The 10714-nt window shown below is 65.8% G+C and carries 10 protein-coding genes; 8 read left to right on the top strand and 2 right to left on the bottom strand.

From position 1 onward, the window contains the following. Positions 1–272: 272 nt before the first annotated feature. Positions 273–647, bottom strand: a complete 375-nt coding sequence (locus tag AYM40_RS41115) for a hypothetical protein (protein ID WP_148662456.1) — start codon at positions 645–647, stop codon at positions 273–275. 599 nt (positions 648–1246) lie between these two features. Continuing rightward, positions 1247–1504, bottom strand: coding sequence for a hypothetical protein (locus tag AYM40_RS36925; protein WP_063501100.1), 258 nt, complete (start codon positions 1502–1504; stop codon positions 1247–1249). 1408 nt (positions 1505–2912) lie between these two features. Between AYM40_RS36925 and AYM40_RS36920 the strand changes: the two genes are divergently transcribed. The 8 genes from AYM40_RS36920 to AYM40_RS36885 all read left to right on the top strand — a co-directional run bounded on the left by AYM40_RS36920 (position 2913) and on the right by AYM40_RS36885 (position 10625). Continuing rightward, the gene (locus AYM40_RS36920) at positions 2913–3275 is read left to right on the top strand and encodes a hypothetical protein (RefSeq protein WP_148662455.1); all 363 of its coding nucleotides are present in this window, start codon (positions 2913–2915) and stop codon (positions 3273–3275) included. A gap of 117 nt (positions 3276–3392) precedes the next feature. Then, positions 3393–3713 (top strand): hypothetical protein, encoded by a 321-nt coding sequence (locus AYM40_RS36915; RefSeq protein ID WP_063501098.1) that lies wholly within the window; start codon positions 3393–3395, stop codon positions 3711–3713. Between the two features lie 193 nt (positions 3714–3906). Then, positions 3907–5100, top strand: coding sequence for a helix-turn-helix domain-containing protein (locus tag AYM40_RS39735; RefSeq protein WP_158515391.1), 1194 nt, complete (start codon positions 3907–3909; stop codon positions 5098–5100). Between the two features lie 3 nt (positions 5101–5103). Further along, entirely contained in the window at positions 5104–7017 is a 1914-nt protein-coding gene (locus tag AYM40_RS36905; protein WP_063501097.1) for a site-specific integrase, read from the top strand. 211 nt (positions 7018–7228) lie between these two features. After that, complete coding sequence (locus AYM40_RS36900; protein WP_063501096.1) at positions 7229–7546, top strand: hypothetical protein; 318 nt, start codon at positions 7229–7231, stop codon at positions 7544–7546. A gap of 429 nt (positions 7547–7975) precedes the next feature. Next, on the top strand, positions 7976–8374 hold the full coding sequence (locus AYM40_RS36895) for a response regulator (protein WP_063501095.1): 399 nt from the start codon (positions 7976–7978) through the stop codon (positions 8372–8374). A 907-nt stretch (positions 8375–9281) separates the two neighbouring features. Next, positions 9282–9602, top strand: a complete 321-nt coding sequence (locus tag AYM40_RS36890) for a helix-turn-helix domain-containing protein (RefSeq protein ID WP_063501127.1) — start codon at positions 9282–9284, stop codon at positions 9600–9602. 48 nt (positions 9603–9650) lie between these two features. Continuing rightward, a complete protein-coding gene (locus AYM40_RS36885) occupies positions 9651–10625 on the top strand; it encodes an AAA family ATPase (protein WP_063501094.1) in 975 nt (324 codons plus the stop codon). The last annotated feature ends 89 nt before the right edge of the window (positions 10626–10714 follow it).

The raw sequence follows: 10714 nt of genomic DNA, 5'->3' as shown, positions 1-10714 counted from the left end.
AGGCCCGGGCCGGGCAGACGGCGGTCCAACAGGCCGACTCCTGCGACGCAAGACCTCCGAGGTTTACGACGCCATGGCCAGTTGCGCGGGCGACGGTTCCTTCGACAGAAACCGTGTGCGCCGGATTGTGATCGGCAAAAAACACCGCGTCAATGACAGATCATGACTGGTGCGTAGGTACGCCGCGCGTTGCGCGCCGAGCACTGGCAAGCGGCCTTCGTCGCCACCCTGCCTGCCACACTCGCCGCGCCGATCATGAGGACGAGGAGATCTTAATGTGCGGCGGCTTCCAGCAGTCGTGCGACGCCGACTGTTACCGTGTCGCACGTGAACGGGGCAGCTGCCTCGCCAGCGCGCGTTTCACGGGTTCGCCGTCGAACGTACTGGCCGCAGGTCCGCAGATCGCTGTGGTTGATGCTTTCAAGCGCCGCAGGGGCGTTCGGGCCGTCACGGACCGCATGCGCGAGCCCTTTGGCGCAGGTGTGACGCAGCCAGTGCGTGGACGCTCGTCCAAACCGGTCGGCATCGTCGAGCCTGCCATGGGCGCGGGCGTAGGCGAGCGCCTCGCTGCACAGCCCGGTGACCGGTTTCCAGATCGCCGTGCGGCTACGGATGCCCTTGAGTTCGCCGCAGCCGGAGCGTCGCACCGACAGCGCAACGGCAGGTCTTCGTCCGGCAGCGGCAGCGCTGCCAGGCCAAACGCGATCCGGCAGGCCTGCAACGATAGCGCAATTTCGTCGCACGGCATCCAGCCCAACGGGCGTTGCCGCGCTTGACCCGCAGCAGCCACTGGAACCGTGGGACGTCCGGAAACTCGCAGCGGAGGGCCTGCAGCACCGGTTCGATGCTCATATGGCCCATCCAGCACTGCACCACCTCGGTAATGCGCAGGCCGGTCCGTTCAAACAAGTTCACCGCGGACTGGCCGCGCGCCTTCGCGAGACGCGCCTCACGGCCCGATTTGGCGCCCGGGCGGGCACCAATCGCTTCAGGCAGCAGCGCCGTGTCGTCCGGTGACAGGAGCTTCTCCGGGTCGCGGCGTCCGGATTCAGCTGCAGATAGCCGACGTCACGCAGCCAATCGAACAGCGACGTGACGATTTTCCGAGTCTGGCAGGCCGAGCGGTCGGTCAGCGGTCCGATGAACGGTCGCCAGTCGGGCGAGCCGCGCCGTACGCCTGGTTTGCGAATCGCCCACGGCGCCAGCGCTTGCAGGAAGCCGATGTATGCGGGAAACTCGTCCAACCTCACGCCGAGATCGGTGTATTCACTTGCCGCGCGTACCAGAGCATCCGCTCGGCCTCGGTGCGGTACTGCGCGAGCGTGGCGGTGGCTAGGCGCCCGCCGCCGATAGCCTTGGCCGCAAGCCAGCGACCAACCACGTCCTCGTCGGACAGTTCCGCCGGCAGGATCGGACTCTCACGCCGGTCGGGCGGACGGACAATCGTCCGCGGTGCCGCAGAGGCGACGGCGGTTTCCGGTTCAGAACGACCGAGTGGCGTCATCACGGTACCCTGACTTGACTGCGGTAAAGCCGATAACGCAACTAACGGTCTGAGTGCAATCCGCCCGTGCCGGCCCGCGCGCGCAGGACTGGAACGCCATAGTGGCGGTGGTTGTCACGGTTGCGGGCAAGGGCGACGCGAGGCCGTTCACAGGCAGGCTCCCTCAGACGGACCGTCGGGCGTGGAAATCCGGGGTGAGCCCGAGCGCGTCGGCCGCTGCGGGAAGGACGATCCGGACCCCTCGTGAGCCAACTGGGGCGGGCATCGCACCGCAAAAAAACGCACGCTACGCGGGTGCTCGATGAACAGCCGCGCGGGTCCGCTGGACGGCGCCGTCAGGTCCACGAGCCTGCCGGTGATGAGGATCACAGAGTGCGCGACAAACCGGTGGATGACGCCGTTGAACCCGTCGTGCAGCCAGCCGTGCCCGGCGCCGGCCTCCGGCTGCACGGCGACCTAGTGGTCGAAATTGTCGTGGCATTCGTCGCGCGCGGGTTTCCAGCCGGCGAGCCAGTCTCCCGCCGGTTTGGCGTTGTCCTGGCGGGTTAGAAGCGCAGCGGCGAGACTGTCGAACGGCTCACCGGCCGGCACCGTTTGGGGCCAGCGGGTTCACTCTAGGGCTCCGGCCAAGGCCTGCACGAGCAGCGCGGTGACGTCGCGCCGGCGCAGTGCATCGCCGAGCCCGGCGGGGCCGCGCCGGGCAGCAGGTTGACATCAGCAGGGCGCGGTGTCCGCACGGTCATGTGGCGGGGTTTCCGGCGCCAGTTGGCCGTTTTCCGATGGTGGCTTGTCTGCGAATCGGGATTGGCAGACAGGCCCGGCAGGGCGGTGGAGGGTGGCTCTCATGTAAAGGTGGTCGGTGCTCACGGCACGGGACAACCCACGACGCAGCGGCGGGAGGGCAAGACTGGCCGCCCGTCGCGGCTCCGCCCCGCATCGCGAAGCGGTCCGCGCGATCGGCCATCGACGGCCTGTTTTTTCTGTCGCGGTTCCATACCGCTAACTCCTGTTAGCGGTATGGCGGCTTGCCGGGGCACGGGCAGGTGGAATCGGTCGGCCGGTGCGTTGAGAGACGGGCAGGGCGTGGCGCCTGGACGGTCGTATGATCGGTTTCCGGTGCGGCTGGGCCGTTTTTCCGGTGGGGGCATTGTCTGCTAATTGTTATTAGCAGATAAGCGTTTAATGGCTAGAATAGCGGGAAACCCCGTTACGTCACATCAATGATTAGGGTTTCCCCTTGTTTTGGCCGCCATGGAAAGACGAAGGGGTGCGCATACCACCACAGCCGGCACTGTTAGCCGTTCGGAGAAGCCTGACCATGCTCACACCGTCGCTCACCGGCTGGCGTGCCCAATATGACCGCATGCAACGGTCATACGCCCGCGTGACGAGTCCGTATACGAGCTCCGTGGCATATGACGACGACCTTCACCACTTCATGCAAGACTGCTGGCACCTGAAGGACTGGATCCAGAACGATCCGGGCGCGGGCGTCGGCATGTTGATAGAGGGGCTGGTTGATGGTTACCCGTCCCTTCGCATCGTCGCGGACCTCGCCAATGCGTCCAAGCACCTGCGCCGCCGCGGAAACGGCGCACGCGCCTTTGTAACGTCCACGAACGTCACCGTCCATCTCGGCCAACCCCGCCCAATTGACGTCGACTACATCGTCACGCTCGCCGACGGCTCGCCAAGATCGGCAACATCGCTCGTCCACGAGGCCGTCAAGGACTGGGACGCGTTGCTGACAAAACAAGTACTCCTGCCATGAAGGTCACTACGAACTGGCCTTCCACACCACCACACAGGTGCGGCAATGGGTCGGTCATCTGGTATGGGGCGCCCGGGGCGCCGGTGCGCGATCAAGCCCAATCGAAGGAGCGAGGGAATGAAGCGGCTGTCTGATCGCGCGCAGCGGGAGATCGATGCGCTACGTGGCGCCCGAGAAACACTGCTCAATGCCCGGGCGGACGTCGACCCTTCTTTTGATGCCTATGATGTGATCATTCGGGAGCTCGATGCCTTGATCGAGGAACTTGAAGGCGAGCGGGATGGCTTCGAGAAGGCGTTGACTATTAAGAAGGTCGAAGCAGCTTTTGACGCGCCAGAGCTTTACGAGGGCGACCGGCCATTTGCGGAATTTGTGCATGCCGTGCGCGATGTTCTGGTCGACGCCGGCATGCTCCAACTCGCGACGCGACAGCCATGAGTAAGAAAGATCGCGGCAAGACGTGTGCGGACTGCGGTCGCGAGCAAACGTCGACGACAACCGACCATCTGATCGCCCGACAGTTTGTCGGAGTAGCCGATCGCCGGAATCAGCCGGAAGTCCCGGTGCTCACGTTGACCCCGCGGGACGCGCACCCTGTTATAAGGCTTTGCCCTCGCAAAGGAACCATCGCGTGATCCCACGTGCCCGCCTCGACGCCGTCACCGAAGCCGACCTCCAGGCCCTGATCGACCACGGCGTGCGCGAAAGCCGCACGCTCGACTACAAGCGCGACTGGCCGGCCGACCGCGACGCGCGCGCCGAGCTGGCCAAGGACGTGTGCGCGTTCGCGAACTCGCTGGGCGGCGACCTCGTGTTCGGCATGCGGGAGGAGGGCGGCGCCGCAGCCGCGATCGTGCCGCTGCGGCTCGCTAACCTCGACGCCGAGTTGCTGACGCTGACCAATGCGCTGCGCGACCTGCTCGAGCCGCGCGTCAGCGGCGGCCTGCACGCGCACCCAGTGCCGTTCGCCAGTGGCGGCCACGTGGTCGTGCTGCGCGTCGCTCCGAGTCCGGCCGCGCCACACCGCGTCACCCGCGACAATCACTTCTATGCCCGCACCTCGGTTGGCAAGGAACCCATGGACATCCACGGTATCCGCAATGCGTTCGCAATAAGTGCCTCCTTGGCCCAGCAGGTGCTGGCCGTTCGGAATGACGCGCTTGCGCGGATCGTCCGGCATGAGGGTCCGGTGCCGGATCTCGCGCTGCCCGCCTGCGTCTGTCATGTGGTCCCGGTGTCCGCGGTCACGCGGCCGGATGGGCACGATGTCGACGCACTGCGCGCGGTGGCCGCGAAGCTGCAGACGGCGTCGCCCGGCGGACGTGCGCTGGGGCAACCCCGAGTCAATCTGCACGGCGTGCTCTGCATGGGCGACCGTAACGAGGACGAAGAGCAGACCGCCTACGCCCAGCTCTACCGGGATGGTTGCGTGGAACTCGTCGCCGGCGCATTGCTGCGACGGGGCTGGGGGCAGCGGGATGACGAAGAGTTGTGGGTGGTGTACCCCGAACTCTACGAGGTGCCGCTGGTCCGTTACGGTTTCCGGGCCGTCGCCGACACGCTGGCCGCGCTGGAGGTGCCGGCGCCGGCCTACCTGCTGCTGAACTGGCTGTTCGCGCCGGGTACCCAGATCGGTTACGAACTCCCGCGGGGCGGTGCAGCCTATCCGGCACTGCCGGCGCATCTCACGCAACTGGTGGCGCCGCCGGTCTACCTCGAGGACTTCAGCGTTGATCCGCTGACCGTGCTGCGACCCGCGTTCGACGTGCTGTGGAATGCCGTCGGGGTCGCGCACACGCGGACGGATTTTGCGGCGGCGGACTGACCGATGGCCAACCAGCCGCAATCGCTCACCGTGGCGCCGCCGCGCACCTATACCCGCACCGACTTCGCGGCGCTGCGCGCGTTCGTGCAGCGCATCGAGCCGGCGGCGATCGCGCGGCGCTACTACGACGCCGACGATCCTGAGCTCGCCCCGCATGTGGCCACGCCCGAGGCGATGGCGCGCTACCTGGGTGCGATGCGCGACGAGCTGGTGCGCCTCGCGCTGCTCAACGGCTCCAGTGTGCTCGCCGATCATCTGAAAACCTCGATCCGCAAGCACGGCAGCGCGAAACTCACCGCGGTTACGCTGCGCATGGTCGAGCAGGCCGCGCAGCTGGCGGCGGCAACGCCGTCTCCGGCGCACGGCGTCGGCCTGTGGTTCCGGCCGCTAGTCGCGCGGCGCCTGACGGCCGAGGGCATCTCGACGCTGCAGGAACTCATCGACTGGTGCAACCGGCACGGCGGCAGCTGGTGGCGATCGGTGCCGCGCATCGGCCCGCTGCGCGCGCGGACGATCGTCGCGTGGCTGCGTCGGCACGAGGCGACGCTGGGCGCACGCGTGGACGCTGACGTCGACGTCCGTCTGCTGGTACCCGAACCCGGCGCAGGGCAGGGCGAAAGACCGGGCAGCGGGCAGGGGACCGTCGTCGTGATCGGCGGTCCGCCGGACGCGCCGCGCCTCGCGCCGTTCGAGCGGCTCGCGGTGCCAGCCGAGTTGTCCGGCGGGGAGGGGCCGCATGGAACCGCGAGCCGCGGCACCAACCGGGCGACCGCGTTTGCGTTCATCCGGGCGCCACACGACCTGGCGGCGATCCATGCGTACCTGCACCGGTACCGCGACCGGCCGGCGACCTGTCGCGCGTACACCCGTGAGCTCGAGCGGCTGGTGCTGTGGGCCGTGATCGTGCGCGGCACCGCGGTGTCGTCAATGACGGTCGAGGACTGTGAGGCGTACAAGGATTTCCTCGCGGCCCCGTCGCCGGCCTTTACCGGCCCGAAGCGCTCACGCGCGGGCGGACGCTGGCGACCCTTTGCCCCTGGCGGCCTGTCGCCCGACAGTCAGGCGTATGCGGTGCGGGTGCTGCGGGCGGCCTTCACATGGCTCACCGAGGTGCGGTATCTGGCGGGCAATCCGTGGGCCGCCGTGACCGATCCGGTGACCGTCACGCGCGAGGTCGCGGTGCAGGTCGGGCGCGCGCTGCCGGCGGACCTGTGGACGGGCCTGCGGGCCGCGCTCGACGCCCGCTGTGCCGGGGACGAGGCGGAGGGACAGGACGCCGGAGCCCGGCAGTGGCGCACCGCGCGCGCGGCGATCCTGCTGATGGGCGATTCGGGGCTGCGGCGTGATGAAGCGGCGCACGCCCGTCGCGAAAACCTTCGCCTGTCGCCGCTTCCTTCGGGCGGCGCCCCGGTCTGGGCGCTGACGGTGACCGGCAAGCGCCGCAAACAGCGCACAGTCCCTGTCAGTGCGGCCACGGTGCGCGCGCTCCGCGAACACTGGGCCGATCGCGCGCGCGATTTCGATGCGCCGCTCGACTCCGCGCCGCTGATCGTGCCGCTGGTGATTCCGGCGACCGGCACGGCGCTGGACAAACACGGTGGCGCCGTCGAGGCGCCGTATTCGGCCGATGCATTCGGGCATCTGGTCCGTCAGACCATCCAGCGTGTGACCGTCGAATTTGCGGCGTGGCCGGACGTCCCGAAAGCACATCTGGTCCAGCTCGCGAACACCTCCGCGCACGCGTTCCGGCACACCTTCGGCACGCGCGCGGTCGCACGCGAGATGCCGGTCGACGTGGTGCAGGCGATTCTCGGTCACGCGTCGCTGCAGACGACGTCGATCTATGTGCGCGCCGAGCAGCAGCGCATGCTGGAGGCGGCCGCGCAGTATTACGCTGCGGATGACGGGCCGGGGTAATGCCGGCAGCCCGGGCACCGGCCTCGCCCGAGGCGGATGCCGCGCGCGCCGGGTCCGTGCCTGCCAGCCCGCGCAGGCGGGACGGCGGTGCCATCGGCCACGCATCGGCTACACACCGGCGCCCGGCGCGTATCGCGGCGTCGCAACGGCGCCGCCGGAAAGCGGCGGGCGTCCCTACCTATCAGGATTTTCCAGCCAGTGAGGAAGTGCAATGACAGTCCACGCGATTACCGCGGTCCGGCTCGAGCCGGATTCGCACAGGGTCACCCACGTACTGTGGGGACAGGTTTCCATGAGCGGCGAACAGTTTGAGGTCGTACCGCACGAATCGCCGGTGATCGAGGTGGTCGACGCGCTGGCCAGGGGCGACACCGTGGTGACCGTTTTTCCGGTGGAGGGACAACGCGTCGCGGGTCCGGAGGTCCGGCGCGTCGTGGATGAGGTGGGTCGCGAAGGGATCGAAACGGTGGACGTGGATTCCGGTCCCGGCCAGACGCTGGCGGACCTGCCGCGGCTTGACCATGAGTAGACGGGTCACCGCGTTCGCGCCGACAGACAGCCTGGTGGGAACTGTCGCGAAATCAGCCGATCCGGATTCCCGATCCGGGAGCTGGGGCACGTTGCTGCCACGTGCGGAGCCGAGCCCCTTCGACTGAAAGTCAGCTTAAAAAGTATGAAGGATTGGCTAGTATGTATGAGGATACCCGGCTCCCCTGTACGTTATGCCTTACGCCTCCTGGCAGCCTCCGCCCGATCGGCGCATGCCCGCGTCGACGACAACGCGGCGGCCGTGCGGAGACGGGTGACGCGGATGGGACTCGAGACGTTCCGGCAATCCGGCGGAACCCGGCACCGGGCTGCGCGAAAAGCGGGCGTGGCGTCCGGCTGCGAGTCAGACTCCGATGTGCGGCGGGTTCCCGGGCGCCCGCTGAACATTGCCGGGGGGTAGGAGTGACGCATGACGACGGTGCTGCTGGTGGACGATGAGCCGGAGACGCTGGCGGCCTGGGAACTGTGCTGCGAGCACGACGGATACGAAGTGAAAGCCGCAGGCGATGGCCAGGCGGCGCTGGCCGTACTGACGACGAGCCCGGTTGACGTGGTCGTGGCCGACTGGCGGATGCCGAAAATGTCCGGCAGCACGCTCTGCCATCACATCCGGAACACATCCGGTCTGGCGGGGACGGTTTTTATCCTGGTGTCTGCCGAGTCAACTCCGCCCGCCTTCGTGCAGTACGACGGCTTTCTGCGCAAGCCCGTCGATGTGCCCGAGCTGCTGGCGACGATGCGGCGCCTGCTCGCGGAGCACGCGGCCGACTGTGCCGCCTCGCACGGGCACACTGCGCCGCGTCACTGATGCCGGGACGCGCAAGGTATCCATCCGATCCCGGCCGGTGCCCGGGAAACAGCAGACTGGGCCTGGGAGACGCCCGACGGGCAGCGAGGACATTGCCCGCGCACGTGCGTGGATCGCGTCGAGTGTCACGGGAAGCCGACCTGGAACGGGTGCCGCCGACGCATGCCTGCCGGTTCTGGTCCCGGCATTAACGTAGAACGCATTAGAGATGTCAACTTTGCAACTAGAAAGTTGTCAATCCGAGACTCCGCAGCACGTCGATCGCGCGGCTAACTCCAATTATGAGATGTGGCGATTTTTTGCGTTTGGCGAAGGAAAGAATACCTGCGCTGGGGAGGTGCTCGTAGGGCAGGGCGATCGTGGGTTTACAGATTGGAGTCGCAAATTGCTGCTTGAGATCAAGCATGCCGACTACGATGTGAGCGTCAGGAACGAATTGTCTAGAGGACGAAGAATTCGGAGTGGGAGCCCGGGCTTCGCGGCGCTGTCTACCGGTTTGAATCGGACCGCCGGGGTGCCGTAGAGTACGACTCCCAAGGGCTGGCGCGGTTGGTCAAATTTTGAATCGGCGTGGGCGGCCCGGGCCATTACTTGAACCGTCTACTGTGTGGTCGGCGCCTTGGCCCGTTTTTTTCAGCGCAGCATGGCTGTGTCCGAGGAGGCACTCGTCCTGGCCGTCAACCACGACGGCGATTCCGATTCAACGGAATCGATCACAGGCAACTCATCGACGCTGAGCTCGGTTACCAGTCCCCCTGTGGTGCCAGACCACAGGCGCTGCCAATGTTGGCGGTTGTCTTCTATACATGAACGGATATAATCCGCACAAATGCCGCTAGCGATGCTCCCGAAATTCGGGAGCGCAAAATGTCGTTGACGGCGGGGTACGACTAGGCGGGAGATGACGATGCGACGCGGAGAGACGCACGGCGGCACAGACAATGTGCTAACTACCCTCGGCTTTAGCGATGTGGGGGATCTGTCGGCAAAGACCATCCTTGCTGTCAAGTTGAACGCGTTGATTGAACAACGCGGCCTCAGCCAGATGCAAGTTGCCGAAATTACTGGGATGACGCAACCGAAGATATCGCTGGTTCGTCGTTATAAGCTGCAGAACATTTCGCTCGAACGCCTGATGCAGGCGCTGGTATCGCTCGGTCAGCATGTTGAGATCGTCGTCAGGCCTGCAAGGAAGACCAGCCGCGCTTCGATCACTGTCGCAGCTTAGACGGACCCGCAGTACACACATGAAACTGATATTAGGCAAGGTAAGCATATGTCGCGAGCAGACCTACTCGTAAGCCTAGTCAAGGCAGGAAGCCAGGGCGACCAGCAACTGCTGCGCACGACCGTCGAAGCCATGGCGGCTGAAGAGCGCGCCAAGCATCACCATCAACTGGCCGACAAGCTAGTCGAGAACTTGGGATCGGCCAAGTCGGGCCCGCGCTCGGTCGAGGTTGTGCGCTCTTTCGATGGCGGACACGGTGGCCTGCTGTATGAAGTTGAGCCAAGGAGAACCTTGGATTCGCTATTGCTCAATGAAACCGTACTCACTGCATGTCGCGAGCTGGCCGAGGAGCAGCATCGGAAGGACTTGCTGCGCTCCTACGGAGTAGAGCCGCGGCATCGAGTACTGTTGTCCGGCGCGCCAGGTAACGGCAAAACTTCGTTGGCTGAAGCGCTTGCCGCCGAACTGATGGTGCCGTTGTTCGTCGTGCGCTACGAGGCGGTGATCGGCAGCTTCCTTGGCGAGACTAGCGGCCGCTTGAAGCGGCTCTTTGACTTCGTGCGCACGCACCAATGTGTGCTGTTCTTCGACGAGTTCGATACCCTTGGCAAGGAGCGAGGGGATACGCACGAAACCGGCGAGATCAAGCGTGTGGTCAGCTCTCTGCTGCTGCAGATCGATGCACTGCCCAGCCATGTAGTCGTGGTGACCGCCACGAACCACGCTGAACTGCTGGATCGTGCCGTGTGGCGCCGTTTCCAGTTGCGCCTCGCGCTGCCGGAGCCCACCGTGGCGCAAAAAGAAGAATGGTTCGTGCGGCTGCAAAAGCGACTGGACGCCCCGCTGGGCATAACGCCGAAGACCTTGGCATCGAAGCTCAAGGCGTCAAGCTTCTCCGACCTGGAGCAGTTCTGCGAAGACATACAGCGCCGCTACGTTCTGGCGCTTCCTGCCGCCAATCTTAAACGCATCATTGTTGAACGCCTCAAACAGTGGCAGACGCGATTCACGATCGACCAATAACAAGAACGGGCAACGCTGACTAATGGCGAATGAAAACTATCCTCTTCTTTGTTTCTCCGTGCCGACTGAAGCCGGTCGGGACTCGCTAA

This window comes from Paraburkholderia phytofirmans OLGA172, assembly GCF_001634365.1.
Taxonomy (GTDB): domain Bacteria; phylum Pseudomonadota; class Gammaproteobacteria; order Burkholderiales; family Burkholderiaceae; genus Paraburkholderia.
The sequence above is the reverse complement of the archived record's forward strand: the minus strand, read 5'-3'. Positions and strand labels throughout refer to the sequence as shown.

Excerpts from the sequence above, each read along its gene's own strand:
- AYM40_RS36925 (WP_063501100.1), bottom strand. The coding sequence starts at position 1,504 with ATGACGCCACTCGGTCGTTCTGAACCGGAAACCGCCGTCGCCTCTGCG.
- AYM40_RS36915 (WP_063501098.1), top strand. The coding sequence starts at position 3,393 with ATGAAGCGGCTGTCTGATCGCGCGCAGCGGGAGATCGATGCGCTACGT.
- AYM40_RS36905 (WP_063501097.1), top strand. The coding sequence starts at position 5,104 with ATGGCCAACCAGCCGCAATCGCTCACCGTGGCGCCGCCGCGCACCTAT.
- AYM40_RS36900 (WP_063501096.1), top strand. The coding sequence starts at position 7,229 with ATGACAGTCCACGCGATTACCGCGGTCCGGCTCGAGCCGGATTCGCAC.
- AYM40_RS36895 (WP_063501095.1), top strand. The coding sequence starts at position 7,976 with ATGACGACGGTGCTGCTGGTGGACGATGAGCCGGAGACGCTGGCGGCC.
- AYM40_RS36890 (WP_063501127.1), top strand. The coding sequence starts at position 9,282 with ATGCGACGCGGAGAGACGCACGGCGGCACAGACAATGTGCTAACTACC.
- AYM40_RS36885 (WP_063501094.1), top strand. The coding sequence starts at position 9,651 with ATGTCGCGAGCAGACCTACTCGTAAGCCTAGTCAAGGCAGGAAGCCAG.